The sequence below is a fragment of the Thalassolituus sp. genome (genome assembly GCF_034111725.1).
GTDB lineage: Bacteria > Pseudomonadota > Gammaproteobacteria > Pseudomonadales > Oceanobacteraceae > Thalassolituus.
In genome coordinates this window covers 1-26,165 of record NZ_JAWUWR010000019.1, presented here as the reverse complement: position 1 = coordinate 26,165, position 26,165 = coordinate 1, and the positions used below count along the sequence as shown (strand labels likewise).

Genomic DNA, 26,165 nt, shown 5'->3' with positions numbered 1-26,165 from the left:
TTAAAGGGGGAAAAGTCAGTTGTAGTGCGTTCGTTCTGTTGTGATTGGCGTTAGATGGGCAAAAATCTACAATGGCGCACTGTGTCATTTGGGCCAATGCCTTAGCGCTTGTATTCCGTATTGTGCTAGCGCATAACGAAACATAAGCATTCCGTTATTTGTGGATGCATTTGAAAAAGGGTCAATGTATGAGTGATGTATTGCAGGATTTAATCAAGCTGCTGCGTCCAGTATCTATCGGTGAAAATCGGTTTCGTGGTGAAACGCAAGATTTAGGGTTTCGTGCATTATTTGGTGGTCAGGTTATGGGCCAAAGTTTAGCAGCGGCTCTGCTAACCCTGCCAGAGGGCGACTGGGCTCCGCATTCGTTGCATGTCTATTTTATGCTCGCGGGTACGGTTGGTGATCACTTAGAGTTTGATGTTGATGTCTTAAGAACTGGGCGCAGCTTCGCCACACGCCAAGTAAAAGTGACGCAAAATGGCCGTGCGATTCTTACCATGATTTGTTCGTTCCAGCATCCAGAAAAAGGCTTTGAGCATCAAGCGCCGATGCCGGATGTTAAAGGTCCTGATGGCATTCCATCACAATTAGAATTAGCGCGTATGTTTCGTGATCATTTCCCTGAACGAGTACGCGATATTTATACCGCCGATAAGCCGATTGAAATGCGGGTGCTTGATCCGGTAAATATTTTTGCGCCACAAAAGAAAGATCCGGTGAAGTTCGTGTGGATGAAGGCCGATGCCAAAATGGGCGATGACTACAACGAGCATTGCACTATACTGGCGTACGCATCCGATTTTAATTTGGTAGCAACGTCACTGCATCCTCATGCGGTTTCCTATGGTCAAAAAGATCTACAAATGGCCAGCCTAGATCACAGTATTTGGTTCCACCGTCCGTTCCGTATGGACGAATGGTTACTGTACGCAATTGATAGCCCGAATGCCGGCGGCGGTCGCGGTTTTTGCCGTGGGCAAATTTTTAACCAGCAAGGTGAGCTTGTTGTATCTGTTGCGCAAGAAGGCTTGATTCGTAAATTGGATTTGAGCGCTAAAAAATGATCCAGCTGATTCGCTATGCGCTAATGATCATACGACGTCCTTGGAGCCCTCGACGCGACCCGTTTGGAGTAACGACAACAACATTTCGGGTGATGCCTTGGGATTGCGATTTAAACTTGCACCTGACCAATACACGCTATCCAATGTGGTTGGATTTATGCCGCGTTCAGAGTTTTTTTGAAATTGGTATGATTCCTTTGGTATTCAAGCAAGGTTGGCGTTCGGTGATTGCCAGCCAAACCATGAGTTTTATTCGCGAAATTAAACCGTTTGCCAAAGTCGTCGTCGAAGGTCGAGTAGTGTATTGGGATCGTAAATACGTATATACCGAGCATCGCTTTTTAGTCGATGGAAAACTTCACTGTAAAACGCTGGCTCGCGTTGCCATGATTCGTGGTAATCGCGTACGGTCGTTTGATTCGTTATTAAAAGCGATTGATGTTTATAACGATGAGCCAGAAGGCAGCTACGAAGCGATGACGCCGTCGGCAGAAGTAACGGCCAAAATTAATTTATTGAACGCTAAGCGTGATGCAGAATTAGCGCATTAATCCTGTTTTTTAGTGTTTTCTTTGGTGGCAGTGTCTGAATGAAATGATTCAGCGCTGCCATTTTTTTTTACATTTTTCTTATCATCATCAGCTACATCGGCGAGCAAATCTGCCGCTCCACTGAAATCGAAACCCTCCGTTATTTCCAAGGCTTCTGGATCTGGGCGTATTCCACAGCTACTGCCTTTTACTGGCATTAAACCGGATGTTCCTGGATGTTTGGCCATGATGTTTACCTCGGTAATTACTGGTTACCGTTAGGGTCGGCTACCAGCAAGAGCGGATTTACACGAGTGTTATTCATACTGATACTCCAATGTAAGTGTGGGCCAGTCGCACGACCGGTTTGCCCTACAGCACCAATCGCATCGCCGCGTTTTATAATTTGACCGTCTTTAACATCAATGCGGCTCATATGGCACATCATGCTGATTAGGCCTTGGCCATGATCAATAAATACGCTGTTGCCATTAAAGAAAAACTCGCCTGTTAATACGATTTTTCCATCCGCCGGAGCCAGAATGGTGGTGCCCGCGGGTGCTGCGATATCTAAACCACTGTGCGGTTTGCGCGGTTGTTCGTTAAAAAAGCGTTTAAATCCGAATGGGCTACTTAATGGTCCTTTTACTGGCCAGCTCATTTTTTGCCAACCCTCTGCAACGATACCGTTGTAACCTTTATATGCTGGCCCCATGAGTGCATATTCTTTATTGATGCGCGTCATGTCATTGGTTTCTGGGTTAACGTGGCGCTTATTTTCGACCGTGATGTGTTGCTCGGGATAATCATGCGTACCGACGCCAACGGTCCACTGTTTTTGCTGGCTAGTTAAGGTGAGTTTGCCATTTTGCTCTAATGGCACACCAACAACCGCGATCCATTCACCGCTTCTTTCTTGTACGGTTAATACAGGTTGCTTTCCGAGTTTCACGGTTGGGCGTTCGTTACTTGTTATTCCTAACGGAACCGAGACAATACCGCCGGGGATAGCCGCCATTGGATAGTCGCTAACTGAGTTGGTTTGTGCGTGACTCAGTGTACTGGCAATCAAGATGAGGGATGCCGTAATTGCGGATAATGTCTTCATTTTTAGAGCCATGGTGATTGAGTTACTTCTTTGTTGGTGGCGATTTTTTGAACGTTTTACGACGTGATAGTACTTGGCTTTTAATCCAGCCCGAGCCGAGCCTAGTGTGCATTATGTCGTCTATCTTCACATCTGTGTGTTTTTCAATCACTTGGCCATCAGCCCTCTGGGTAATCGAATAACCACGACCTAATACTTCTAAGGGGCTCAGGCTACTGAGTAACTTAGCTTGGCTTTGCAAACGTTGACCTTGCTGTTGCAAATTAGTTTGCATGTGTCGTTGTAGTTGCAGCCATAAACGCTGCAAGCGTTGCTGGTATTCAGTTAGGTTGCGTTGCGGGTGTTGGTGATTCAGCGCTTGCTGCAATCGGCCTAAACGCTGTTGTTGGTCGCGTAACCGCTGACGCATGGCGCGTTGCAGGCGTACTTCTAACTGATCAATACGTTGAGCCTGATTACGTAGTTGATGTTGGGGGCCTCGCACGCGCTGCTGCAAGCGCAAAATCCGCTGTTGCTGTCGCTGCAAATGTTGGCGCATTGACTGGGCTAAGCGGCGCTGCATTTGTTGCAAGCGTTGAATGACATCTTGCTGATCTGGGCTGACAAGCTCTGCTGCAGCCGATGGCGTAGGAGCACGAACATCGGCAGCGAAATCGGCAATGGTGATATCGACTTCATGACCCACTGCACTAATGACCGGCAATTGTGACGCGGCGATGGCACGAGCAACGATTTCTTCGTTAAAGCACCATAAATCCTCTAGTGAACCACCGCCACGGCCAACAATGATGGCGTCTACGCGGTTATCACGATTGGCGCGGCCAATCGCATCAACAATTTGTTGTGTCGCTTCGCGGCCTTGAACAGGCGTAGGGTAGATATCGACTTCCATTGCTGGCCAGCGGCGTTTCAATACCGTGAGCATATCGTGGACTGCTGCCCCAGTCGGGGAGGTGACTAAACCAATGCGCTTAATAACGGGCAGCGGTCGTTTGCGGGCAGGGTCAAATAATCCTTCTGCGGCTAAGCGATTTTTAAGCTGCTGAAATGCCAACAGCAGAGCCCCTTCTCCGGCGGGTTTCATGCTATCGACAATTAGCTGATAATCGCCACGATTTTCATAAAGGCTGACATTGCCGCGTAGCTCAACGTGATCACCTTCTTTTGGTAAAAACTTTAGTTGAGAGGTCCGCGAACGAAACATAGCACAACGAATCTGAGCGCCGCTGTCTTTGAGGGTAAAGTACCAATGGCCTGAAGATGGGCGAGCTAAATTGGATATTTCACCCTCGACCCGAACAGACGAAAAAGAAATCTCAAGCAGTTGGCGTGCACGCTGATTGAGTTGGCTAACGGTGAATACACCCGGATCTCGGGTTTGAGGCTCTTGAAACGACATAGCGCTACTGTATTAGTACTGCAGTAAATGTGTGTTCAGGCTGCCACAAACTCGCGTGATTCTCCAGTCAGGCTTTTGGATAATGCTGTAATTTTTAGATTGGTACTAACGGCATTTGACGATATCCGGTTTGTTATGATTTCTTTGATTTTGCATAGACATCGACAAATTTTAGGACTAAGTTATTTCTCGATCAGTATTAAAGATACGGGTTTAACTGTATGTTTTTTGAACTGAACTTCTTTATTTGAACAAGGAATTTGTCCATGAAAAAATTGATCGCAGCAACAATTCTTGCTACTTCATCTACTATGGCATTCGCTGCTAGCCCTGCTGGTTGCGGTTTGGGTACTGCTGTAGTGTTTAAAGATGCTAGCCAATGGTATGAGCATGTATTAGCAGCTACCACTAACGGTACTTCTGGTAACCAAACATTTGGTATGACCTCTGGTACTTTGGGTTGTGAAGCAGCTAACGGCCCATTGGCAGATGCACAATTGTTTATTGATCAAAATATGGATCAGTTGGCCGTTGATGCAGCTAAAGGTCAAGGCGAAACTCTAGCAGCATTGGCTGAAGTTATGGGCGTAGAAGCAGCAGATTCAGCAGCATTTAACCGCACTGTTCAATCTAACTTTGATTCTATGTTTAACGCTGATGCAACTTCTGAAGTGGCTTTAGAGTCACTGAAGACTGCAATGGCTAAAGACGTTGAGTTGAAAAAATACGTTGGCTAATCTCTGATTAGAGCCTCGTGAAAAAAGCGCGCTACGGCGCGCTTTTTTATGTTTGCCTTTTTCCTTTTTAGGTTATGGTTACGCTTTTTGTTAAATGGATCTTTCACCATGCTCCGCTCGGGATTGTTGTTGTCGTTTTTTTGTACATTTTTGTTGGCCAGTGCATCGGCTTTTCCCTCAACAGAAAACCAATCTTCAGTTATTAGTGATAACCAGATTCAAGCGCTCGCGGATAAATCACAATGGGCACATCTACTGCACGTTCGTTTACACCCGTTCAGTCGTAAAATTATTAGTCAAAATGACAGTGAAAATTTCTTTTTAGCGGCCGATGGGAAAACCAATCCAAAGTCGGAGTTGGTGGCGGACATCGCCGCATTTATCCTGACGGAACAAGCGCCTGATATTTCGGCTCAATGTCAGTTCCCCGCGCGATATTTCTGGCTGAAACAACAGTTACCTCGTAATACCTTTGTTGATCAGCCGTGCCCAAAATTTGAGAAGTGGCGTGACGATTTAGAAGCCAATTCGCTGACGCTTATATTTCCAGCCTCGCATATCAATTCGCCCTCATCCATGTACGGCCATACTTTAGTGCGTATGGACAGGGCTGATCCCTCGCGTAGTAAATTACTGGCCTACAGTGTGAATTTTGCCGCCAATGCCGACCCTACGGATAATGAGTTGGTGTTTAGCTACAAAGGTTTAACGGGAGGGTATCCTGGAGTCGTATCGGTGATGCCATACTACGAAAAAACCAATCAGTATCAGCATATGGAATATCGTGATACGTGGGAATATCCGCTGAATTTTACCCCTGATGAGGTTGCGCAGTTCGTGCGTCACATCTGGGAAACCCAAGATACGTATTTTGATTATTTTTTCTTTGACGAAAACTGTTCTTACCGTTTACTGGCATTACTGGATGCTAGTTCTGAACGAGCAAGCTTAGCGGATCAATTTGTATTAAAAGCCGTTCCGGTTGATACGATTCGGGCTTTAGAGCAACAAAATCTGGTCGCAGGCTACGAGTATCGGCCATCAGCTGCGACGGAGCTGGAGTTTATGGCGACGCAAGCCGATGACGAAGTCGTTGATCGCGCCAAGCAATTAGTTGAAAGCGACGATTCTGTCGATGACGTATTGGCAGGCTTATCAGCGCTTGAACAGGCGCAAGCACTTGAGCTAGGGCATGCCTATGCACGTTATTTGTCGGTGAAAAAGAAGAAGGCGAGTCCAGAACTACGTAAGCGCACTATTACAATTTTATCGGCCAGAAGTAAGCTGGAAACAGGTAGTCCATTTACTTCGGTACCCATGCCGAATGTTCGTGATGATCAAGGTCATAAAACACAGCGCACAAGATTAACGCTTGGGCAAAGTGATGATCAGCCGTTTGTTCAATTGAGCTGGCGCGCGGCGTATCACGAGATATTGGACCTTCCTAAAGGATTTGTCCCCGGTTCGCAGATACAAATGGGGGAGATCGATATACGTGATGGCGGCAACCATGATTTGCAGTTACAGCGTTTCTTGCTGGTGGATGTTTTATCGCTGAGTCACCGTACACGCTTTCAACGCCCTGTTGCGTGGGGGGTGAGTGCCGGTATGGATCGATATGCTGCTGGAAATAGCGAGCTGTTCAGTTACCTGAACGTTGGTTTTGGTCGTGCGCACAAACTGGGTGATGGCCGTATATATGGTTTAGCTCAAATAGAGCTTAAAGCCGACAATCAATTCGAAGAAGGTATTCAAGCATCGATAGGGCCGCGTTTAGGTTGGCTGTATCAAGGACAAACGTTTCAGCAACAGTTTGAGTTTAATTGGCAACCGGCCACTTTGGGTGACGATACAATTCGCCGCCAATTGCTGTTGCAGCAGGGGATAGGCGTGGCCGATAACCTGCAGTTGCGTTTGGCCTTTAAGCGCCAGTGGGCGGATGCTCAAGCAATCAATGAAGCTGATATATCAGCGGTTTGGTATTTTTGATGCGGTTTAGCCTCGTTTGTGTGCTGGTGCTTTCAGGCTGGTTGACGGGCTGCGCTTCGATGACGAGCTTGTATTTCTATCCGCAAACGCTGTGGATACAAACACCAGAGGATGTCGGTCTCGAGTATGAGGATGTTTATTTAACAACCGCCGACAATATTAAGGTGCACGCTTGGTGGATTCCGGCGCAGCAAGGTGGGGTGCTTGAGCACAGTGAAGAGCAGCAAGCGGATGCGCCAGTGGTTCTGTATTTGCACGGCAATGGCGAAAATATAAGCAGTCATTTTCGCAGTGTCGCTTGGTTGCCTGCGCGTGGTGTTGGGGTATTGGCCCTCGACTATCGCGGTTATGGTGCTTCCGAAGGTCGTGCCATGATGCCAGCAGTCATGATGGATATCGAAGCCGCTGCTATTTGGTTGAAGAAAAAAGCTCCCGAGCAACCTTTGGTGGTGTTAGGGCAAAGTATGGGAGCCGCGTTGGCGGTTAATTTCGTTGCTGCGGCGCAACAGGCTTATTCAATTAAAGCCTTGATACTTGATGCGCCGTTTAGTGGTTTTCCTGCTGTTGCCCGTTCGGCGTTGGCGCATTCTTGGATTGGTTACCTGTTTTGGCCAGGTACTTTGTTTATACCGTCAACCTGGGACCCAGTGCGCTTAGCGCCTAGTATAGAGGTGCCGGTTTTGGTTTTTCATAGCCCTACAGATGATGTTATTCCTTATGATCAGGGCAAAGAAGTGTATGCGGCAATTAGGTCGCCTTCGTGCTGGATAGATAGCGTCGGTCCGCACATTCAGACCTTTGCTTACCCCGATTTGAAAGAGGCTGCTTATCGCTTCATTGAGGCTCAGGGGTGTTCGTCGTTTACCGGTGACTGACCTTTCGGTATAATGCGCCGCCTGGGAGTCTAAGGACTTCCGAATTACCTTCATTCTCCTCGTTCTGGAAGGCACTCTATGTTGCGAATCGCTCAGGATGCACTCACTTTTGATGACGTGCTATTGGTTCCCGGTTATTCCGAGGTTCTGCCCAATCAGGTTTCTCTGAAAACACGCTTAACACGCGGCATTCAGCTTAATACGCCTGTTATCTCGGCTGCCATGGATACTGTAACCGAAGCCCGCCTAGCTATTGCCATAGCGCAAGAAGGTGGCCTTGGTATCGTTCACAAAAACCTCTCTATTGAAGAGCAGGCTGCTGAAGTACGTAAGGTTAAAAAATACGAAAGCGGTGTGGTTAAAGATCCAATCACAGTGCCGAGCACGACGACTATTCGTGAAATCTTAGAATTAACCAATCAGCACAACATCTCTGGCATGCCAGTTGTCGATGGTGAAGAGCTGGTGGGTATTGTGACTAGCCGCGATGTGCGTTTTGAGAAAAATCTCGACGCAACGGTGGCTTCGGTTATGACGCCAAAAGATCAGTTGGTAACCGTTCTAGAGGGCACTAGCCCACAAGAAGTGCAAGATTTGTTGCACCTGCACCGTATTGAAAAAGTACTTGTGCTGAATGCTAATGGCAAACTGACCGGCATGATGACGGTTAAAGATATTCAAAAAGCCAAAGCCTATCCAAGTGCAGCCAAAGATGACCAAGGTCGTTTATTGGTTGGCGCTGCTGTCGGCACTGGTGCAGGTACCGACGAACGTGTTGACGCACTGGTTAAAGCTGGCGTTGATGTGATTGTTGTTGATACCGCCCACGGCCATACCAGCAATGCGAATGGCACAGGTGTTATTGACCGCGTACGCTGGGTGAAAGAACGTTACCCAAATATGCAGGTTATTGCCGGGAACATTGCAACTGCAGCGGCTGCGGTTGCATTGGCTGAAGCTGGCGCTGATGGCGTTAAAGTCGGTATCGGTCCAGGCTCAATCTGTACTACTCGTATCGTTGCCGGTGTTGGTGTGCCACAGATTTCTGCCGTAGCCAATGTGGCTGCTGCAATGGAAGCTTATGGCATTCCTGTAATCGCGGATGGCGGTATTCGTTTTTCTGGTGATATCGCTAAAGCGATTGTCGCGGGTGCGAGTGTGGTGATGGTCGGTTCTATGCTGGCCGGTACTGATGAAGCGCCGGGCGAAGTCGAATTGTTCCAAGGCCGTGCTTATAAATCATACCGTGGAATGGGATCTTTAGGTGCAATGGGACAGAGCCAAGGCTCTTCAGACCGTTACTTCCAAGACAAGAAAGATGGCGTCGACAAATTAGTACCAGAAGGTATTGAAGGTCGTATCGCTGTTAAAGGCCCACTCACTAATATTGTTCACCAATTAATGGGCGGTGTGCGTGCAGCAATGGGTTACACCGGCTGTGCCACGATTGACGAAATGCGTACTAAGCCAGAGTTCGTTCGTATTACGGCGGCTGGTATGAAGGAATCTCACGTTCATGACGTGCAGATCACTAAAGAAGCACCAAACTATCGCTTAGGCTAATTAACTGCCTAGCAAGAAATAACGGGGATGATGCGTCATCCCCAATTTTGTTTTTAACGCCTACATTCTGGAAAGCCTCATGTCTCAAGACATTCATGCCCAACGGATTCTGATTCTTGATTTCGGTTCACAATACACTCAGTTAATTGCTCGCCGCGTGCGCGAAATTGGAGTGTTCTCTGAAATTCGCGCGTGGGATATGGACGAAGAAGAAATTCGCGAATATAACCCAAGCGGTATCATTTTGGCGGGTGGTCCTGAGTCTGTGCCTGAGCCAGGTTCGCCGCGTGCACCTGAAATCGTCTTTAACATGGGCTTGCCAGTACTGGGTATTTGCTACGGCATGCAAACCATGGCCGAGCAGCTTGGCGGCAAGGTTCAAGGGTCTAATATTCGTGAATTCGGTTATGCCCAGATTCAAGTGGATTGTGAAAGCCGACTATTAAAAGACATCAAAGATCATATCGACGCATCGACTGGCAAGTCGCTGCTGGATGTATGGATGAGTCACGGCGACAAAGTCGTTACCATGCCTGCAGGCTTTGAAATTATGGCATCTACGCCATCCTGCGCGATTGCCGGTATGGTGAATGCAGAGAAAAATTTCTACGGCGTGCAATTCCATCCAGAAGTGACTCATACCCTGCAAGGTAAGCGTTTATTAGAGCATTTCGTATTAGAAATCTGTGATTGCGAAGCTTTATGGACACCTGCCAAGATTGCTGAAGATCAAATCGAGCGTGTACGTGCTCAAGTAGGCGATCAGAAAGTTCTATTAGGTCTGTCTGGTGGTGTTGATTCCTCAGTTGTTGCTGCCTTGCTGCATAAAGCCATTGGCGATCAATTGACCTGTGTATTCGTTGATAACGGCCTATTACGCAAGAATGAAGGCGATATGGTGATGGACATGTTTGCTAAGAACATGGGCGTTAAAGTTATTCGTGCTGATGCTGCTGATTTATTTTTAGGTGCATTGGCTGGCGTATCTGATCCAGAAGCTAAGCGTAAAATCATCGGCGGAAACTTCATTGAAGTGTTTGATGAAGAGGCCACCAAACTAAAAGACGTTAACTTTTTAGCGCAGGGCACTATTTACCCCGATGTGATTGAGTCGGCGGCCTCGAAAACCGGCAAAGCGCATGTGATCAAATCGCCCCATAACGTCGGCGGATTGCCAGATGATATGAAGATGGAACTGGTCGAGCCGCTACGCGAACTATTTAAAGATGAAGTACGTAAAATCGGTTTAGAACTCGGTTTGCCGTACGACATGGTGTACCGTCACCCATTCCCAGGCCCTGGTTTGGGCGTACGTATTTTGGGTGAAGTGAAAAAAGAATACGCCGATATCTTGCGCGAAGCGGATGCTATCTTCATTGAAGAGCTGCACAACTTCGATTGGTACCACAAAACTTCCCAAGCCTTTGCGGTATTCATCCCGCAGAAGTCGGTCGGTGTGGTGGGTGATGCGCGTCGTTATGAGTGGGGCATTGCTTTACGTGCGGTAGACACCATCGACTTTATGACGGCTCGTTGGGCACACTTGCCATATGAACTGTTAGAGAAAGTATCGAACCGCATCATTAATGAGATCGAACATGTCTCACGTGTGACCTATGATGTATCGAGCAAGCCGCCAGCCACGATTGAGTGGGAATAACTTGGTACTGGCTGCTTAAGTATGAAAAGAAACCACCTTCGGGTGGTTTTTTTTTGCTAAAAAATTCCGTTTTACTTTTTTGCGTGATGCATACAAGTATTTTGACATTAAGTTCCGCTAGCTAGTCTTACAAGTGTCTACTTTTTGTAATTTTTATCCTGACAATCAAGTATTAATGGATCGCCAGCGACTTCAATCGGTTCTTTGCACCGCGGTAGCTGGCGCTCCTGTTAACGTGTCCATTCCAAGCTCAATCGCGGTGGGTAAGGATACAGATGGCGACGGCATTCTGGATGGTGCCGAGAACCAAGATATTAACGGCAATGGCATTAATGATACTCGTGAAGGCTATCTGAAAACGTCAACGAAGGGTGGTGCTCTTGGATTTATCTGGGCTGGTCTTGCTTTACTGTTAGTTCGTCGCAAGCACTTACTAGCAGTATTAGCTGGCCTTCTAAGCATGGTATCAGTGGCAAGTGCCACTGAGTCCGAATCTTTGTTTAGCGCGGATCGTGTGTATGTAGGCGCAGGCCTTAATTACTCGCGCTTCTCGCCAGAGACTGAGGGTTCCGGCATTAATATCACCGATCGTTTCGATTGGGGGTATTCGCTGTCGGCTGGCTATGACTTGTTTAACCAGTGGTCAGTCAATGCGTCCTATGAGGATGCAGGCGGTTTGGCTGCAGATGTTCTGACGACGAAAGAGACATTGGATTACAAAGCCTTGTCTGTACTAGGACGTTGGTATCCAACCTTTTTAGACAACAATGAACGTTATTCGGATAACGATAGATCTTGGCATTGGTTTGTATCTGGTGGTTTCGCTACTGTGAATACTTCTGGATCCTTGCTTGCGGATGAACAAAGTTCGGCAACGCTTGCTTACGGTATTGGTGCAAACTACCAAATAACTGAGAGCATGTTGGTTGAAGCGAGCGTTAATCGTTATTCCGGAGATTTACTGAGTTATGGTTTGGGTGCTACTTGGTATCCATTTAGTAATGGCAGCAAAAAAATTGAGCCTGTTCCTGAAGTAATTCCTGAGCCAGAGCCTGAAGTAGTAGAGGTTGTTGAGCCTGAAGTTGTTGAGCCGGTTGTGGTTGAACCTGTTGTTGAGATTCAAGCTTGCACATCGAAGAGCTCACGTGCCGATATCCTATTTGATAGTAACTCAAGCAAGTTGAAGGCAGACTTTTTTGATGTTCTTGATCGTGCTGTTATCGACTACTTTGCCTGTAAGGAAAGCGTGATTACCTTAGTTGGGTTTACTGACTCATCGGGCAGTGTGCGTTATAACGAGAAACTGTCGTATAAACGTGCGGACACTGTTCGAACATATTTACAGGAACGTGGTATCCCGTCTGATCATATTGTGACTATTTCTCGAGGAATAGATCCTAGCAGCGGTTTGCCAGAGAACGAAAAACGTCGGGTTGAACTCTACTTTGGTAGCTATTAAGCAGCCCTAAGGCAATATAGTAAGCGTAAAAGCCGGAGCTAGACTCCGACTTTTTTATATTCATCATTCGCAAATATTGCTAATTAAGTAGTGTGTAAATATACCTAGTGAATATCCTAAACAGGTCAAAGGCTGCTAGTCTTAGAAAAGGCTAAAAAATCTAAGGGAAGGATAGTTGGTATGAGATTCCTACATTGGATTGCGGTAATACTCGTTCTTCCCATGCAGAAGGCCGAAGCCATTGATCTTCGCACGACAATATCTCCGCCATATCAAATCATGCTGCAAGGCGAGCTCTCGGGTGTTTCATCGAATGTGATGAGTTGCATTTTTGGCGAGATGGACGAAGTCTATGATGTAGAGGTCATGCCTTGGGGGCGAGCTGTTGCAGATCTAGTCTCGGCTAATGCTGATGGCTTGTTTACGTCGATGCCCACCGATGAACTAGATGATTACGCGACCATGTCCGTGCCATTCGCTCTAGAGAAATGGCATTGGTATTTCACTGATAGCGAGCTGGAATCTCGGGTAGATTTTCATTCGGGGTTGCGGATTGGTGCGATTCGATCGAGTAATCAGGCGCTATGGTTGAAGATCAATGGCTACACTCATATCGAAGAGGTTAATGAAGGGGAGCAATTATTCAAATTGGTTCGAGCAGGGCGTTTGGACGCCTTTATTGCCGATGAAAAAAACTTCCATGAAATTGCACTTGAACTTGATCTAAATGAGAGCGATTTTAAACGTCGGTTTTTGAAATACACGCCTTTGGGTATCTATTTTGCCAATCATTTTTTATCCGAACGTCCAGATTTTTTAGCTAATTTCAATTCTAGAGTGTCGGATTGTGCTCCCGGCTCTATGCTACTATCGACAAGTGAAAACAAGAAGCTGAAGGCAATTTTAGAATATAAAATTCGTAATTGGGTTGAGAGTCGCGAAGTTATTAGTAGTATTCGCATGCAGAATGAATCCATGAAAAAAGTCACGATTAAAGATATTGAAGTATTAGATAAAAAGTGGCGAGCGGAGATTGGTGCATCGGAGCGCCCGATGATCAATAAATTATTGAGTAATCAATTGTCTAAATATCTGCGTGACGTCCAAGAGGCATCAAAAGGCTTGTATACCGAGATTTTTGTGGTTGATCGAAATGGCGTAAACGTAGGGCAGAGTGCAATTACTTCAGATTATTATCAAGGCGATGAAGAGCCATTTCAAAAGAGCTTTGGAGATGGGATAGGCGGAAATAATATTAGCGGAATAGAATACGATGAGTCGACGCGAACGTTTCAGGTCAAATTGAGTTTAACCGTCGGTGATGAATTTAAAACGCCAATAGGTGCAGTAATTGTAGGTATTGATGTGGAACGTGCCCTATCAGCAGATTGATAGGGCTAATTAATAACACCGTTAACTGACGAAGGTTACTGCATCGGTTAGTTCTGCTCGATCTGTCCGACATTTATTGGCCAGAGCATTTTCATCTGCGTAGCCAAATGACATGCCGAATAAAACTCCGCGCCCTTCAGGCAAACCTAAAAACTCTCGTATTGGATCAGGAAACTGTCCAAGCGCGCCTTGCATACAGCTATCAATCCCTTTTTCTTTCAATAATAGCGTTAAGGTTTGCGCATATATTCCAACGTCTACAGCCCCCATGATATCGAGATAGGTATCCATGGTGAAAAACGCAACGTGTGGAGCGTCGAAGAATGCCCAGTTGCGTAGCATGGCCATGTTGCGTTTCATTTTATCTTCACGCGCAATATCCATTGATGAGTACAGTGCGTTCGCAGAGCCAAACTGACGCTCGCGATGAATGCCATCATAGGCGACTTTCCAATTAAAATCTGGGTTGGGCGCTTGCTGTTTCATTACAGTGCCAACTAATAAATTTTTTAACTTATTTTTCTTTTCACCGGATACCACATAGGTTTGCCACGGCTGGACATTGCAATTCGATGGTGCTCGTTGAGCTGCTGTAAAAATTTCTTGTAACATATCTGCAGCGACAGGGTCTGGGCGGAAAGCGCGAACCGAAAATCGTTCGTTCAGAATATTGGCAATGGACATATGAGTTCCTCAAAATAAAAAGCCGGACTACTAACGGCTTTACGTTAACAGTCCGGCTGTCGTTAGAACAGGTGATAAGTGCCAATGTCACAGCACTGATTCCGTGATTCTAGTCTTAGCTTTCTTTATTCAACAAGTAAGTGCTCAGCAAAGGTACTGGGCGACCAGTTGAATTCTTTGTTGTGCCATCACCACCCCATGCAGGGCCTGCGATATCCAAGTGCGCCCAACGAGTGCCTTCAGTAAAGCGCGATAAGAAACACGCTGCCGTTGTTGCTCCAGCCAAAGGGCCACCGATATTTGCCATATCCGCGAAGTTGGAATCCAAACCTGCTTGGTAGTCTTCTTCCAGAGGTAAGCGCCAAATGCGGTCGCGAGAATAGCCACTGGCAGATAACAGTTCGTTGGCCAAGCCTTCGTCTGTAGTGAATAAACCTGAGTTCACTTTACCCAGTGCAGCCATACAAGCACCGGTTAGGGTTGCAATATCAACCACCGAGGCTGGCTTATAGTCGCGGATCCCTAATGTTAGAGCGTCACACAATACTAAACGGCCTTCGGCGTCGGTATTGAGGATCTCGATGGTTAATCCCGACAAGCTAGTAACAACATCACCCGGTTTACTGGCATGGCCAGACGGCATATTCTCGGCGCTGGTTACAATAGCAACAACGTTGATGGCGGGCTTTAGAGCTTTGATGGTTTTCATCGTGCCTAGTACCGAAGCGGCACCACACATGTCGTATTTCATTTCGTCCATTTTAGGGCCAGGCTTCAAGCTGATACCGCCAGTGTCGAAGGTAATACCTTTGCCTACTAACATATGCGGCGCTGCATTTTTATCGGCTGCGCCTAAATATTGCAGGATAATAATTTTGCCTGGTTCTGAAGACCCTTTGCTGACCGAATAGAACGAACCTGCGCCCATCGCTTCTAGTTCTTTCTCATCGTAAACCTTACACGTCATTGAGCCGTCTGCCGCTATCGCTTCAGCTTGTTCAGCAAGGTAGGTGGGTGTGCAAATATTCGGTGGCATATTGCCAAGGTCTTTAGCGTAATCTGTACCCATACCAATTGCGTCACCACGTTCAAGTGCCGCACCAATGTCACTACCAATCCAAATCAGCTTCTCAGCTTTCGCTGTTTCTTCTTTAGCTGGTTTAGTCGCCGTGAAGCGGTATTGGGCGCTGTGTAGTGCCAACATAATTTGTTCTGCCCACCAAGCTTCAGGCATGCACTCACTTGCAAGGTCAGCAATAGAGACAGCAACGGTTCCCGGGATTTTGGCGATACCGGAAGAAATAGCAGTAACAATTTTGCCGGCGTTAAACGCGCTGATTTCGTCCTTACCTGTGCCAACCAGCAACACTCGCTCGGCGCTAATACCGGAAACCCCTAGCAATAGTAGTGTGTCACCAACATTGCCTTTAATGTCTTTTGCATCAATACGCGCTTGCAGGAAACCGCCGGTTGCACTGTTTATGGCTTGTGCAGCGTCAGATAACTTGCCTGACTGGTCGAGAGTAACGACAATACATCCCGCTTGAACTTGGGTGGCCGAATCTGAAACTACCTGATATTGCATGACTGCTCCTGACGAAGTGAACACATAAAACGTGCTTCATTATTATTGAGGACGGTGACGCGGCCTCGCCGTGTAACTATCTTCGGTGACTAGCTCTATAGTGTGCGGGCTGGTTGGCAAAATACAAGGGGAGAGCACATCTTCTAATGAAAATGGGTACAATGGCCGCCACCAATATTATATGCCCAGCCAAAATGGCCGTAGGGTTACAAGGTTTATCGATTTGATTCTTTTTCGCTATTTAGCACGAGAACTTGCTGGCGCTATGTTCGCCGTTACCATCGTGCTGCTAATGATTTTAATGAGTGGTCGCTTGATCCAACAATTGGCCGCTGCCGCTGCGGGTGAGGTATCGCTTGAAATTGTGTTTTTTACGCTGCTATTACGTCTACCTTCCTTTCTTGAAATGATTCTACCGTTAGCACTCTTCATATCCATTTTGCTGACTTACGGGCGTTTATACGCCGAAAGCGAGATGACAGTGTTAACCGCGACTGGGTTTTCTAACTTTAAGTTGTTGGGTTACACCTTAATGCCTGCTGCAATGGTAACGCTTGTTGTGGCCAGCTTTACGTTAGTGCTGAGTCCGTGGGGCGCTCAGAAAATGGAAGCCCTGTATCAAAAGCAGGCTCAGCTTACCGAGTTTGAGTTATTGGTACCGGGGCGTTTTCAAAGTACAAAAAGTGGCACGCGGGTGACTTACACCAAGGCGCTATCGGATGACAAAACCCAGATGAATGGTGTTTTTATTGCGGATGGTGACACTTTATTGCTCGCCGAATCTGGCACTCAGTACGTAAGCGACGACACAGGATCGCGGTTCTTGGAACTGCATGGCGGTCGCCGTTTTGATCTCAATGCAGATAGCTTAGAGCTGCAAATTCTTGATTTTGATTTGTATGGTGTAAAAATCGCAGATGAGCCGGAAGAGCGCCGTAAGCTGCGAAAAGAGGCGGTGCCGACGCTTGATTTAATCGGGTCTAAAGACCCCAAACATCAGGCTCAATTGCAGTGGCGTATTTCCCTGATATTGATGGTACCTATTGTTACCTTGATTGCCTTCCCGCTATCCAAAGTAAACCCGCGCCAAGGCCGTTTTGCTCGTTTATTTCCAGCAATCGTGTTGTTTATGGTGTACATCTCTTTGCTGATTGCCATGACGGGCATGATTGAAAAGCGCACGCTAAAGCCTGAAATCGGCTTATGGAGTTTGCATATAGTGTATTTGTTTATCGCCACTGGGCTTCTGCTAGGGCCTGAATGGTTGCGTCGTCAGCGGGTGAAGCGTTTATGAATAAACTCGATTCCTATATCGCTCGCAGCGTTTTGATGGCCTCTCTTGTGGTGGTCATTGTGATTGTTGGTCTTGATGCGATTTTTACCTTAGTCGATGAGTTAGATCAGCTCAAAGGCGATTATCAATTTGTTCAAGCCCTAGAGTTTATGACGCTGCGCTTACCGCGCAGGGCATACGAATACATGCCGATGGCTTGTTTGATCGGATGCCTAGCTGGATTAGGTGGCTTGGCAGCAAGCAGTGAATTAACGGTGATGCGTGCTGCTGGTTTATCCGTTACACGCATTTCTATCGCGGTGTTAAAGCCCGTCGCTTTGTTGATGATTTTAAGCATGGTAACGGCGGAGTTTGCTATCCCAACCTTGGAACGTATTGCCCAAGCGCAAAAAGCGGTTGCTCAAGGTAAGGACGATGCGTTATCGAACAAAGGCAAAGGCTATTGGCATCGAGAAGGCGATTTATTTATGCGCTTTACTGCTATTGAACCGGGTGGCGTATTGCATGGGGTTACCTTGTATGAATTTGATAGTGCGCAAAATTTAATACGGATGCGCACTGCCGAACGTGCGATTTATCAGCGTGCACATTGGTCTATGGAAAACGTACGTGACTTAGATGTAACACCAGATCGCACTATTGCAACGCACTTTGATACCTTAGATTGGAATACCGAATTAACCCCCGCTAGTTTAAGCGTGGTGATGGTGCAGCCGCGTGATATGTCGATCTCTAATCTCTATAGCTATACCCGTTATCTAGAGCGCCAAGGGCTGAATGCCGATAACTATCTATTGTCATTTTGGCGCAAGGTAACTCAACCTCTGGGCACATTTGCGTTAGTGATTTTGGGTATTTCTTTCATCTTTGGGCCGCTGCGAACCGTGACCCCTGGCTACCGGATATTCTCCGGAATCTTGGTTGGTTTAGTATATAAGTATGCCGAAGAAATGCTGGCGCCGGCCAGCATCGTCTTTGGTTTTCAGCCCATCTGGGCCAGTATTATTCCTATTGTTGGAAGCGCAACAGCGGGTATTTATCTGCTGCGCAAAGCGGGCTAGTAGCCTAGCGCTTAGGCCATATCCTTTGGGATATAAACAATGCGCGTGAGCGACGCCATGTCTTGCCACGTGCGTTGTTGTTTATCTAACCAAGCCCAGAAGAAACCAACGCCAAAAATCACTAACGAGAAAAAGCCCATACCCGTACGTAACATGCAGTGGCTCAAACGTATATGTGAGCCATCAAGGGTTGTGATGCGAAGTCTCCATGCCTTCATCCCAATAGTTTGTCCGCCCTTACGCCAAGAGTGGCTGTAATACAAAAAGCAAATAGTGAACATCAGCGATAAATTAACTGACGCAGGGAAGCCCCCAGGAAATTCGCCGCTAATCGCCTTAATGATGGCTACTAAAACCATTCCAACCATGATGTACAAGGCAATGAGAATCAGGCCGTCGTAAGCAAGTGCTGCCAAACGGCGTAGTAAAGGAGCAGTGGGATAATTTTGCAGCGACATACAAGCCTCGGTAAGAACGAATATGGCGCAAATGATAGCAAAGGACAGCGTTGAGTGCGAAGGCTGATGATTCACGTCACTTCTTTGCATTAATGGCTATCACGCCGACGGTTTTTGAGTGATATCATTCCTTAGCACTGAATTTGATAAATTTGAGTATTAGGAGCCGCCAAATGGTGGATTTATTTGATATTCGTAAAGAATACACCCAAGGTCGTTTAGACGAGCAAACCGCCGCTAAAGATCCGATGACACAGTTTCATGCATGGTTTGAAGCCTATCGTGAAACTCTGCCATTAGAGCCAACCATTATGACGGTGGCTAGCGTTGATGCCGAAGGCCAACCTTGGCAACGCATCTTGTTGTTGAAAGCTTATGACGAGCAAGGCTTCGTCTTTTTCACCAATTACGAAAGTAACAAAGGTCAGCATTTCGCGAACAACGCCAGAGCCTCAATTCACTTTTTTTGGATTGGCCAAGAACGACAAGTTCAGGTGCAAGGCGTCGTGACGAAAATGACCCGCGCTGAAGCGGAAAGTTATTTTCACTCGCGTCCGCGTGAAAGCCAACTTGGTGCTTGGGCCTCAAAACAGAGCCGCCCATTGACCAATAGAGCAGAGCTAGAAGCTAACTTTGCCGCCGTCAAAGAAGCTTACGAAGGTAAGGATGTGCCGCTACCGGATTACTGGGGAGGGTATCGTTTGGTGCCTAAACGAGTGGAGTTTTGGCAAGGCGGTGAACATAGATTACATGATCGCTTAGAATACCGCCGCAATGGCAGAGATTGGCTGCAGCAACGGTTGAATCCGTAAATTGTAGACATTTAACTTTTTGTGAACGTTTTAAAAAAGCACCGCTATGAAGGGTGCTTTTCTTTGATTATTAATTGGCTAGGCCTTTAATAATTTCTCGTGCTTGATCCATATAATGATTGCCGAATAAAACCGCATGATTGAGCACATGATACAGCTGATAAACGGGGCGGCGCATTGCATAACCATCGTCAATTGGCCTTACGCTTTGATAGCCTTTATAAAAGGCCTCAGGGAAACGTCCAAATAATTCCGTCATAGCTAAATCGGTTTCCGCATCGCCATAGTAACAGGCAGGATCAAACACAACTGGGCGGGAAGATTCGACATCCGGACGGAAGGCGATATTGCCAGACCATAAATCCCCATGCACCAAAGATGCTTTTGGCTGATGCCCAAGTAAGCGCGTTTGGCAGCGAGCTAAAATTCGTTCACGTCCGCGAATTCCATCTCCACGCATTTCTAATTGAGTTAACAGTGGGGCGATGCGTTGCTCACTGAAAAAATGTGCCCAGTGATTACTCCAATTGTTATTTTGTGGCGTATCACCACAGAATGTTGTGTGTTCAAAGCCATAGCCCTTATCAGTGGTATGGCTGTGCATCTCTGCAATTTGGCGTCCCGCTTCGAGCCAATCACCATGCACTGCTAATGGCGTATGGGTAAGAATCAGATACGAATGACCATCAACCACACCGCACGTTATTGGCTGTGCCGTAACAATGCTTTGAGTTTCCATAATGCGTAGCAAGCCATCTTGCTCAGCTCGAAAACGCTCAATACCTGTGCCTTCAGCGGATAAGCGCTTGATAAAAAAGTCGCCAGCTTCCGTGCGAACACAATATTGTTGCTGAGCTGTATTTAAGTGCTGGCTATAGCTCGTTAGTTCACTGGCGGCAGGCAGTAATAAACGTTGATCAACCGCATCGGCTAAAATTCGAGTCAGTAGATACTGGGCAGTCTCGGTTGAGCGTAATAATGTCGCAGTCATGATCCGACAATCCAAAAAAGAACGAATGATCAGTATAGTCGGACGAATTGGAGTAAGAGTGAGTTCTACTTAACACTTTACCGTAAACTAACCGACCAATTGTGTCAGTGAATGCTGCAAAATGTCAGGAAAGTAAGCTTAGGTGAGCGAGTGTAAGGCTGAGTAGTATTGAGTTAAAAGATGGCTATTTCGAGCATCTTGATGCTTTGTAGCAATCTGCTACAATGCCTTTAACGCGTTTCTACTTTCTTTGGTATGAGGTTGTGATCATGGCTAAAGCCCAATCCCCTGTGCGTCTTGAAGCATCGTTAATGGAGTCGGCAAAGTTTGCTGGCGATCTACTCAAGCGCAGCGCCGCCGAACAAGTCGAGTTTTGGGCGAGTTTAGGTCGCTTAGTCGCACCCAAGATCAGCCCGAAAGAACTGATCGAACTGCAAGCGGGTCTGCTCGACATAAAATTTGAAGAAGCTAAACCCGTGACGGTGGATTCAGGCGCTTTATTTGGCGAACTTGATCAGAAACGTGTCTCCGGTGCGTTAGAACAAGCCATTGCGAGCAATAGCGTTCGTTATCAGGCATCTGCAACACACCCAGGCTGTTTAGAGCAAGTTAACCCCGATGGCAGCCTTGTGGTTGGTCGCTTTAGCAATGGACAATTCGAACCATTAGTATGAAACAACTATGGATGTTGGTCGGTGGCAATGGATCTGGCAAAAGTACATTTTACGAGCAAATGCTCAAACCCAAAGGCATGCCGTTTATTAATGCCGATATCATTGCGAAAGAAGCCTTCCCAGACGACCCGGTAAACAATAGCCATAAAGCCGCACGCATCGCCGAAGAACTCAGATTCTATAAGCTCCGCCAAGGTTACAGCTTCTGCTTCGAAACCGTATTCTCCCACGTTAGCAAAATTGACTTTATCGCCACCGCCAAAGCGACGGGCTACCAAGTTATTTTGGTGTTTATTCACGTCGACAATACCGATTTGAACCAAGTTCGTGTAGCGCAACGCTTGCTCGATGGCGGCCATAATGTACCAGCCGACAAAATCCTATCCCGTCTTCCTCGTACCTTCGACAACGTGAAAGCAGCAATTCCACTGTGCGACGAAGTACACGTATTGGACAACAGCCGATTGGATGATCCGTTTAAACGCGTGCTGAGCATTATTAATGGCCAGATCAGCGCACGAGTCGATACTGCATTGCCGAGCTGGGTGCTGGCGTTGATAGGGGAGTAGTTTTGAACCCCAGAAAACGAAAAAAGCTAGTAAGTGTTAACCTACTAGCCTTAGAAATAAGTGGTAGCTATGGACGGACTTGAACCATCGACCCCAGCATTATGAAAACTGGTGCTTATTTTTTCTTGTTGTCATGGCAACAGAATGCTTTGTTGTCAGGATACTGCGTTTTTCCAATTATTGAATTTTTCGATTGTTTCCGAGTTTGTTATCTCGCATAGTGATTTTTTATCTATGAACATTCTAGAATTAATCGTTGCGAATTCGTCGCTACTCATTTCGAAAATTTCCGCATCGTCTATTAGATCGCGCCTGTTTTTTTCTATGAATTCTCTAAACGTCTCCATGTAACGTAGGCCTCGCCGTCCTCCCTCCAATGACATTGTGTCGATTAGTAACCCTCTTCTAAAGTTTTCCAACGCTGTATTCTCGAAAATGTTTTCTAGCTCTATTAATCCGTACATTAAATATCTCGATTCCCTGTCCTGAATTAATGTCAGTTTTTCATATGATTCGTGATGTATTTCAATTTTTTCAATCCACCTAGCATCAATTTTCGAAATTATCATGAATCCTACGTTCCGTTCCCCGTGCAGTAGAAAATTTCCAAATTCTGGCCATCGCGCTGCTATTTTTTCGTAAATATTTGCTCTCGGAATTATCGGTTTTGTCTCAATGGATTTGACAGTATCCGCGCTGACGCCTAGCTCTGATGCGAATCTCTCTCGCGTCATTTTTAGGTTTTCCCGAATTTTATTAATTTTTTCACCTGGTCCTATTGACCCTGTGTTTTGGTTCATGTTTAATCGCTCCTAGGATCAGGTTTGACCTGCTATAGATCAGTAATTTTTCGATTTTAGCATTAAACCGGTTTTCGTTAGTACTCACAATTTACTATCAGGACATGACTATGAACCAGTTTCCGATTCCACTCCTCGTTTGTGGCGCTAAAACCTACACCGACCCTAAAACCAAAATGTCGTATTCGTCTATTTATACGCTGAATTTTGATGATGAGAACCCAAATGTTTTGGGGGCTATTCCTGCCCGGTCTCGCTGTGATCTGGTCGCGTTCGAGGCGTTGCCTCAGGATTCAACCCTGTTTCCGCTACGTGTTAACGCAATGGTCACCCTCCGTACTGATTCTGAGGGTAATCCGATTTTTTATGTGCACTCAATCCGGACAATCGGAGACCCGGCTGCGTCGTTGCCGTCCGCTCCGAAAAAATCCGCCTGATGAATTTTCTCTCCTGCCCAGTCGACGTCGTTCAGTCAAACGGCATTGCTCAATGCCCGCCTGGATTCGATATCGTTACAGCTCAGCAGATTATTCAATCAGGTCTACAAAATTCGTTGCCTGACCCCGGCTCAATGCTACTGGCGTTTAGTGCAGGTCTGGCAGTGATGGTGCCGCTGTATGTGGTGCTCTGGGGGATTCGCGCAGCTCGCGAATCTATAAAATCAACCTAAAAATGGGGATTCAGAAATGGATTGGACCGCAATCGGTGCCAGTGTCAGTTTTGCCGATATTCTGACGTTTATGGGTGTTGTCGTGACCGCTGGGTTTGGCGTTCGCGTGGCCCTAAAAGGTGTTAGTTTGGCCAAATCTGCATTGGCCAAAGGCTAAGGACATCCCCCAGAAATGGGGGATTTTTTTTTTTTTTTTTTTTTTTATTTAAAAGGGTGTTTTTATGGATATTTATTACGAATTTTCGATGTTCGTTTTTGGCATGCTGTTCTGTCGCGATTTTTTTAGATCGTTCTAGGGGTTTTTTATGAAAAAAATTCTGGGGCTTTTTTCTGTTTTTTTTCTCTCGTTCGCCCACTCAGCTGATACGACTGTTATTGGCGATGGGGTTGGATATTATGCGGATGGCGACATGGTCGGAATCTCTGATCCGTACGACACCAAATCTGACGCGTGCCGTGCTGCTCAGACTGCGCTGAATGCACTGCCCGGTCAGGAGTTTTGCGATATCGTCGGCGGTGCCTGCAAATTCCACAGCGACTGTGCGAGCGTTGCTAGCAGTTCCTGGCGGACGCCCTCCGGTTGGAATTGGGTAAATTCTAGCTGTGATAACGGGGTCGATCCTCTCGATGGTCGCTGTGCTAACGTTTGTGGGGACGGTCAGCCCGATTATGTTTCGCGTGAATTAGGATTCACTGTCACGGCAACGTGTGATCGGCTGGATCTCGTTGTTTGTCCCGATTCCGCGGGGACTATCGTTAATGATCCCAATAATTGCCCTGTCGAAAATCCGCCCGTCTGCACTGATGCTCAGACGTGTCTGGAATATGCTGCTGCTCAGGCTGGTTGTGGTTCTAATGATCCATATTCGTTTGATTATACTGATGCTGAGAATTATGTTTTTTCCTGCAATCTCGTCTCTCCTGATCCCGTCGATAATGTTGAACTTGTCGGTCAGACAACTACCGGTTGCACTGATTATGACGGTTGCTACGCTGATGCTCTGGCTGAATATGACGATTGCAGCGGTAATGGTCGCGATCAATTTTATTTTACATACACAGGAACAGGATATTTCAGCAGCTGCATACAGTGCGAGGGCCCCACCGCCAGCGATCATCCAGAGTGTTCGTCATGTCAATACGGCTCAGACGCATCTAATAATTGTTTTTCCTCGTCCTGTCCATACGGTAACTGTGCTGATCCCACTGATGAAACCGCTACAACTGGTGTTGGCGCGTATGTTCCTGACGACAACGGCGATGTCGTTGCTGCTATACGCGATGGTCAGGTTCAGTCCGCTCAAAATTCCGGCGAACTCAGTTCTCAATTACAGGATATTGCCTGTTTAGTTGGTTCTAATAATGCCCAATGCCCTCAGTCAGAATCGTATACCGTTGATCATGATGCATCAGCATCAGCCATGTATTCACAGTTCCAATCAACTGCATGGGGTAGCTCGTTGAGCGCAATTGCTGGTTCTGCCTCCGGTGTATCTAGTCAATGCACCATGGATTTTGACATTTTTGTTCCAATTGCGGAAAAAAATATGACTGTTTCTATTTGTGCCTATTTAGAGCCCATCGCGGACATTCTCAGGGCGTTTGCCATTGCCCTATGGGGTCTCATGGGCATCAGACACGTATTCAGCGCATAGGGGGCTTAAAATGATTGATAGATTAATAGAGTTTTTTGATTACATTGTTTCGCTGTTCTGGCAATTGGCGGGCGACATTTTGTTTGCCGTATTGAACGCTATTCCCGTGCCTGACTGGATCTCTGATGTAGGCCCAAATCTTAGTGCCATGATCGCGTATGCAAGTTATCCCATGTGGATAGCAGGTATTGACGTTGGCATACCAATAATGTGTAGCGCTCTTTTAATCCGTTTTTTCATTCGCCGCATACCTGCTATCGGTTGATGTATGTCGATCAAGACATATAGTGGTCGTCCCGGATCTGGCAAATCGTACAACTCGATCGCTAATATAATTATTCCTGCAATCAAACAGGGTCGAACAGTCGTCACCAACGTCGTTTTAAATAAGCCGAGTATTTATAGAGATTTTCCCAACGCGAATATTCTCACGTTCCCGTTTTCCCTGAACCACGAGCAGGCCGCTGAATTTATTAACCTCGAACGTTATCCCGCTGGCTCTGTTTTTGTTATTGATGAAGGCGGCAAAATTTTTCCGAGTGGCCTAAAGGTCACGAATCTCGCACCCAGTTTTTTGACTTTTTTTACTGAACATCGCCACTCAGTTGGACCAGGCGGTTTTGCAGCAGAAATTTTTATTCTCTGTCAGGATAATTCTCAGCTGTGCAAATTCATCCGTGATTTAATCGATACAACCTATCATCACGTGAAACTTGATAAACACGGAATGGAAAAAACGTTTCGCGTTGATATATATGACGGTAGCGTTAATGGCCAGAGTACTCGTGCAACGCCCACTGATTCTAAAATCGGTCACTACAAAAAAGAGATTTTTCAATACTACGAGAGTCATACTCAAAAATCGTTGACTGCTGACACGGCTCTAGAGGTTTCGCCAGATAAGCGCGGTACGCTAACACATATTTATATAAAAGCCGGTTTAGCAGTCCCTGTTGTCGCTGTTCTTGCTTATTTCGGCTACGCCACGCTGATGTCTATTTTTGGCTCTTCATCAACTGAAAAAACCGATATTTCACAAGAGAAAACCGCTCCAATCCAGACCGTAACCGTTCGCTCAAAACCTCAAATTAAAACCTATTCAAGGCAGAGATCCGACGAACCTGTCCTGTCCG

The 26,165-nt window shown here is 46.5% G+C and carries 28 protein-coding genes; 20 read left to right on the top strand and 8 right to left on the bottom strand.

Going from position 1 to position 26,165, the window contains the following annotated elements:
• The first annotated feature begins 188 nt into the window (after positions 1-188).
• Both UXZ23_RS03045 and UXZ23_RS03040 read left to right on the top strand, forming a co-directional pair.
• Positions 189-1,067 carry an acyl-CoA thioesterase gene (locus UXZ23_RS03045; RefSeq protein WP_225667627.1) on the top strand — a complete coding sequence of 293 codons (879 nt, stop codon included), beginning with the start codon at positions 189-191 and terminating at the stop codon, positions 1,065-1,067.
• The gene (locus tag UXZ23_RS03040; RefSeq protein ID WP_320819177.1) at positions 1,064-1,618 is read left to right on the top strand and encodes an acyl-CoA thioesterase; all 555 of its coding nucleotides are present in this window, start codon (positions 1,064-1,066) and stop codon (positions 1,616-1,618) included. The genes UXZ23_RS03045 and UXZ23_RS03040 overlap by 4 nt, the downstream gene beginning before the upstream one ends.
• Here UXZ23_RS03040 and UXZ23_RS03035 read toward each other — a convergent pair.
• From UXZ23_RS03035 to xseA, 3 genes are read right to left on the bottom strand one after another with little or no spacing between them, the layout of a single operon-like run.
• The gene (locus UXZ23_RS03035) at positions 1,615-1,845 is read right to left on the bottom strand and encodes a hypothetical protein (protein ID WP_225667629.1); all 231 of its coding nucleotides are present in this window, start codon (positions 1,843-1,845) and stop codon (positions 1,615-1,617) included. The two genes, UXZ23_RS03040 and UXZ23_RS03035, sit on opposite strands and share 4 nt — an antisense overlap.
• A 17-nt stretch (positions 1,846-1,862) precedes the next feature.
• A complete protein-coding gene (locus UXZ23_RS03030) occupies positions 1,863-2,705 on the bottom strand; it encodes a peptidoglycan DD-metalloendopeptidase family protein (protein WP_320819176.1) in 843 nt (280 codons plus the stop codon).
• A 22-nt stretch (positions 2,706-2,727) separates the two neighbouring features.
• Positions 2,728-4,104: an exodeoxyribonuclease VII large subunit gene (gene xseA, locus UXZ23_RS03025; RefSeq protein ID WP_320819175.1), complete on the bottom strand. Its 1,377-nt coding sequence runs from the start codon at positions 4,102-4,104 to the stop codon at positions 2,728-2,730.
• 266 nt (positions 4,105-4,370) lie between these two features.
• Between xseA and UXZ23_RS03020 the strand changes: the two genes are divergently transcribed.
• The 7 genes from UXZ23_RS03020 to UXZ23_RS02990 all read left to right on the top strand — a co-directional run bounded on the left by UXZ23_RS03020 (position 4,371) and on the right by UXZ23_RS02990 (position 13,779).
• Complete coding sequence (locus UXZ23_RS03020) at positions 4,371-4,841, top strand: DUF3015 domain-containing protein (RefSeq protein WP_320819174.1); 471 nt, start codon at positions 4,371-4,373, stop codon at positions 4,839-4,841.
• Positions 4,842-4,949: 108 nt separating this feature from the next.
• Complete coding sequence (locus UXZ23_RS03015) at positions 4,950-6,830, top strand: DUF4105 domain-containing protein (RefSeq protein WP_320819173.1); 1,881 nt, start codon at positions 4,950-4,952, stop codon at positions 6,828-6,830.
• Positions 6,830-7,705: an alpha/beta hydrolase gene (locus UXZ23_RS03010; RefSeq protein WP_320819172.1), complete on the top strand. Its 876-nt coding sequence runs from the start codon at positions 6,830-6,832 to the stop codon at positions 7,703-7,705. The genes UXZ23_RS03015 and UXZ23_RS03010 overlap by 1 nt, the downstream gene beginning before the upstream one ends.
• A 78-nt stretch (positions 7,706-7,783) precedes the next feature.
• On the top strand, positions 7,784-9,268 hold the full coding sequence (gene guaB / locus UXZ23_RS03005; RefSeq protein ID WP_320819171.1) for an IMP dehydrogenase: 1,485 nt from the start codon (positions 7,784-7,786) through the stop codon (positions 9,266-9,268).
• Positions 9,269-9,347: 79 nt separating this feature from the next.
• Positions 9,348-10,928: a glutamine-hydrolyzing GMP synthase gene (gene guaA / locus UXZ23_RS03000; RefSeq protein WP_320819170.1), complete on the top strand. Its 1,581-nt coding sequence runs from the start codon at positions 9,348-9,350 to the stop codon at positions 10,926-10,928.
• 175 nt (positions 10,929-11,103) lie between these two features.
• Positions 11,104-12,387, top strand: a complete 1,284-nt coding sequence (locus UXZ23_RS02995) for an OmpA family protein (protein ID WP_320819169.1) — start codon at positions 11,104-11,106, stop codon at positions 12,385-12,387.
• A gap of 180 nt (positions 12,388-12,567) precedes the next feature.
• The gene (locus tag UXZ23_RS02990) at positions 12,568-13,779 is read left to right on the top strand and encodes a transporter substrate-binding domain-containing protein (RefSeq protein WP_320819168.1); all 1,212 of its coding nucleotides are present in this window, start codon (positions 12,568-12,570) and stop codon (positions 13,777-13,779) included.
• 21 nt (positions 13,780-13,800) lie between these two features.
• On the opposite strand, the gene UXZ23_RS02985 is transcribed toward UXZ23_RS02990, so the two are convergent.
• Both UXZ23_RS02985 and UXZ23_RS02980 read right to left on the bottom strand, forming a co-directional pair.
• The gene (locus UXZ23_RS02985; RefSeq protein WP_320819167.1) at positions 13,801-14,463 is read right to left on the bottom strand and encodes a nitroreductase; all 663 of its coding nucleotides are present in this window, start codon (positions 14,461-14,463) and stop codon (positions 13,801-13,803) included.
• 115 nt (positions 14,464-14,578) lie between these two features.
• Entirely contained in the window at positions 14,579-16,048 is a 1,470-nt protein-coding gene (locus UXZ23_RS02980; protein ID WP_276784264.1) for a leucyl aminopeptidase, read from the bottom strand.
• A 223-nt stretch (positions 16,049-16,271) separates the two neighbouring features.
• Here UXZ23_RS02980 and lptF point away from each other — a divergent pair, with 223 nt between their 5' ends.
• Together lptF and lptG are read left to right on the top strand one after the other, a co-directional pair.
• Positions 16,272-17,342 carry an LPS export ABC transporter permease LptF gene (lptF, locus tag UXZ23_RS02975; RefSeq protein ID WP_320819166.1) on the top strand — a complete coding sequence of 357 codons (1,071 nt, stop codon included), beginning with the start codon at positions 16,272-16,274 and terminating at the stop codon, positions 17,340-17,342.
• Positions 17,339-18,403: an LPS export ABC transporter permease LptG gene (gene lptG / locus UXZ23_RS02970; protein ID WP_320819165.1), complete on the top strand. Its 1,065-nt coding sequence runs from the start codon at positions 17,339-17,341 to the stop codon at positions 18,401-18,403. The genes lptF and lptG overlap by 4 nt, the downstream gene beginning before the upstream one ends.
• An 11-nt stretch (positions 18,404-18,414) precedes the next feature.
• Here the strand turns inward: lptG and UXZ23_RS02965 are convergent, their stop codons facing one another.
• Positions 18,415-18,861, bottom strand: a complete 447-nt coding sequence (locus tag UXZ23_RS02965) for an RDD family protein (RefSeq protein WP_320819164.1) — start codon at positions 18,859-18,861, stop codon at positions 18,415-18,417.
• 173 nt (positions 18,862-19,034) lie between these two features.
• Here UXZ23_RS02965 and pdxH point away from each other — a divergent pair, with 173 nt between their 5' ends.
• Complete coding sequence (pdxH, locus tag UXZ23_RS02960) at positions 19,035-19,673, top strand: pyridoxamine 5'-phosphate oxidase (RefSeq protein WP_320819163.1); 639 nt, start codon at positions 19,035-19,037, stop codon at positions 19,671-19,673.
• Positions 19,674-19,743: 70 nt separating this feature from the next.
• On the opposite strand, the gene UXZ23_RS02955 is transcribed toward pdxH, so the two are convergent.
• Positions 19,744-20,664: a fructosamine kinase family protein gene (locus UXZ23_RS02955; protein WP_320819162.1), complete on the bottom strand. Its 921-nt coding sequence runs from the start codon at positions 20,662-20,664 to the stop codon at positions 19,744-19,746.
• A 269-nt stretch (positions 20,665-20,933) separates the two neighbouring features.
• Between UXZ23_RS02955 and UXZ23_RS02950 the strand changes: the two genes are divergently transcribed.
• Positions 20,934-21,338, top strand: coding sequence for a TA system antitoxin ParD family protein (locus UXZ23_RS02950; RefSeq protein ID WP_320819161.1), 405 nt, complete (start codon positions 20,934-20,936; stop codon positions 21,336-21,338).
• The gene (locus tag UXZ23_RS02945; RefSeq protein ID WP_320819160.1) at positions 21,335-21,907 is read left to right on the top strand and encodes an AAA family ATPase; all 573 of its coding nucleotides are present in this window, start codon (positions 21,335-21,337) and stop codon (positions 21,905-21,907) included. The genes UXZ23_RS02950 and UXZ23_RS02945 overlap by 4 nt, the downstream gene beginning before the upstream one ends.
• A 155-nt stretch (positions 21,908-22,062) precedes the next feature.
• On the opposite strand, the gene UXZ23_RS02940 is transcribed toward UXZ23_RS02945, so the two are convergent.
• Complete coding sequence (locus tag UXZ23_RS02940) at positions 22,063-22,707, bottom strand: helix-turn-helix transcriptional regulator (protein ID WP_320819159.1); 645 nt, start codon at positions 22,705-22,707, stop codon at positions 22,063-22,065.
• A gap of 110 nt (positions 22,708-22,817) precedes the next feature.
• Here UXZ23_RS02940 and UXZ23_RS02935 point away from each other — a divergent pair, with 110 nt between their 5' ends.
• The 6 genes from UXZ23_RS02935 to UXZ23_RS02910 form a co-directional block, all read left to right on the top strand.
• The gene (locus tag UXZ23_RS02935; protein WP_320819158.1) at positions 22,818-23,144 is read left to right on the top strand and encodes a hypothetical protein; all 327 of its coding nucleotides are present in this window, start codon (positions 22,818-22,820) and stop codon (positions 23,142-23,144) included.
• Positions 23,144-23,377, top strand: a complete 234-nt coding sequence (locus UXZ23_RS02930) for a hypothetical protein (protein WP_320819157.1) — start codon at positions 23,144-23,146, stop codon at positions 23,375-23,377. Before UXZ23_RS02935 ends, UXZ23_RS02930 begins: the two co-directional genes overlap by 1 nt.
• 16 nt (positions 23,378-23,393) lie before the next feature.
• A complete protein-coding gene (locus tag UXZ23_RS02925; protein WP_320819156.1) occupies positions 23,394-23,534 on the top strand; it encodes a hypothetical protein in 141 nt (46 codons plus the stop codon).
• Positions 23,535-23,682: 148 nt separating this feature from the next.
• Positions 23,683-25,032: a hypothetical protein gene (locus UXZ23_RS02920; RefSeq protein WP_320819155.1), complete on the top strand. Its 1,350-nt coding sequence runs from the start codon at positions 23,683-23,685 to the stop codon at positions 25,030-25,032.
• Positions 25,033-25,042: 10 nt separating this feature from the next.
• The gene (locus UXZ23_RS02915) at positions 25,043-25,297 is read left to right on the top strand and encodes a hypothetical protein (RefSeq protein ID WP_320819154.1); all 255 of its coding nucleotides are present in this window, start codon (positions 25,043-25,045) and stop codon (positions 25,295-25,297) included.
• Positions 25,298-25,300: 3 nt separating this feature from the next.
• Positions 25,301-26,165, top strand: an 865-nt coding sequence (locus UXZ23_RS02910) for a zonular occludens toxin domain-containing protein (protein WP_320819153.1), incomplete at its 3' end; no start/stop codon positions are given.

Bases quoted from the DNA above. Each gene is read 5' to 3' on its own strand.
- UXZ23_RS03045 (WP_225667627.1), top strand. From the start codon at position 189: ATGAGTGATGTATTGCAGGATTTAATCAAGCTGCTGCGTCCAGTATCT.
- UXZ23_RS03040 (WP_320819177.1), top strand. From the start codon at position 1,064: ATGATCCAGCTGATTCGCTATGCGCTAATGATCATACGACGTCCTTGG.
- UXZ23_RS03035 (WP_225667629.1), bottom strand. From the start codon at position 1,845: ATGGCCAAACATCCAGGAACATCCGGTTTAATGCCAGTAAAAGGCAGT.
- UXZ23_RS03030 (WP_320819176.1), bottom strand. From the start codon at position 2,705: ATGAAGACATTATCCGCAATTACGGCATCCCTCATCTTGATTGCCAGT.
- xseA (WP_320819175.1), bottom strand. From the start codon at position 4,104: ATGTCGTTTCAAGAGCCTCAAACCCGAGATCCGGGTGTATTCACCGTT.
- UXZ23_RS03020 (WP_320819174.1), top strand. From the start codon at position 4,371: ATGAAAAAATTGATCGCAGCAACAATTCTTGCTACTTCATCTACTATG.
- UXZ23_RS03015 (WP_320819173.1), top strand. From the start codon at position 4,950: ATGCTCCGCTCGGGATTGTTGTTGTCGTTTTTTTGTACATTTTTGTTG.
- UXZ23_RS03010 (WP_320819172.1), top strand. From the start codon at position 6,830: ATGCGGTTTAGCCTCGTTTGTGTGCTGGTGCTTTCAGGCTGGTTGACG.
- guaB (WP_320819171.1), top strand. From the start codon at position 7,784: ATGTTGCGAATCGCTCAGGATGCACTCACTTTTGATGACGTGCTATTG.
- guaA (WP_320819170.1), top strand. From the start codon at position 9,348: ATGTCTCAAGACATTCATGCCCAACGGATTCTGATTCTTGATTTCGGT.
- UXZ23_RS02995 (WP_320819169.1), top strand. From the start codon at position 11,104: ATGGATCGCCAGCGACTTCAATCGGTTCTTTGCACCGCGGTAGCTGGC.
- UXZ23_RS02990 (WP_320819168.1), top strand. From the start codon at position 12,568: ATGAGATTCCTACATTGGATTGCGGTAATACTCGTTCTTCCCATGCAG.
- UXZ23_RS02985 (WP_320819167.1), bottom strand. From the start codon at position 14,463: ATGTCCATTGCCAATATTCTGAACGAACGATTTTCGGTTCGCGCTTTC.
- UXZ23_RS02980 (WP_276784264.1), bottom strand. From the start codon at position 16,048: ATGCAATATCAGGTAGTTTCAGATTCGGCCACCCAAGTTCAAGCGGGA.
- lptG (WP_320819165.1), top strand. From the start codon at position 17,339: ATGAATAAACTCGATTCCTATATCGCTCGCAGCGTTTTGATGGCCTCT.
- UXZ23_RS02965 (WP_320819164.1), bottom strand. From the start codon at position 18,861: ATGTCGCTGCAAAATTATCCCACTGCTCCTTTACTACGCCGTTTGGCA.
- pdxH (WP_320819163.1), top strand. From the start codon at position 19,035: ATGGTGGATTTATTTGATATTCGTAAAGAATACACCCAAGGTCGTTTA.
- UXZ23_RS02955 (WP_320819162.1), bottom strand. From the start codon at position 20,664: ATGACTGCGACATTATTACGCTCAACCGAGACTGCCCAGTATCTACTG.
- UXZ23_RS02950 (WP_320819161.1), top strand. From the start codon at position 20,934: ATGGCTAAAGCCCAATCCCCTGTGCGTCTTGAAGCATCGTTAATGGAG.
- UXZ23_RS02945 (WP_320819160.1), top strand. From the start codon at position 21,335: ATGAAACAACTATGGATGTTGGTCGGTGGCAATGGATCTGGCAAAAGT.
- UXZ23_RS02940 (WP_320819159.1), bottom strand. From the start codon at position 22,707: ATGAACCAAAACACAGGGTCAATAGGACCAGGTGAAAAAATTAATAAA.
- UXZ23_RS02935 (WP_320819158.1), top strand. From the start codon at position 22,818: ATGAACCAGTTTCCGATTCCACTCCTCGTTTGTGGCGCTAAAACCTAC.
- UXZ23_RS02930 (WP_320819157.1), top strand. From the start codon at position 23,144: ATGAATTTTCTCTCCTGCCCAGTCGACGTCGTTCAGTCAAACGGCATT.
- UXZ23_RS02925 (WP_320819156.1), top strand. From the start codon at position 23,394: ATGGATTGGACCGCAATCGGTGCCAGTGTCAGTTTTGCCGATATTCTG.
- UXZ23_RS02920 (WP_320819155.1), top strand. From the start codon at position 23,683: ATGAAAAAAATTCTGGGGCTTTTTTCTGTTTTTTTTCTCTCGTTCGCC.
- UXZ23_RS02915 (WP_320819154.1), top strand. From the start codon at position 25,043: ATGATTGATAGATTAATAGAGTTTTTTGATTACATTGTTTCGCTGTTC.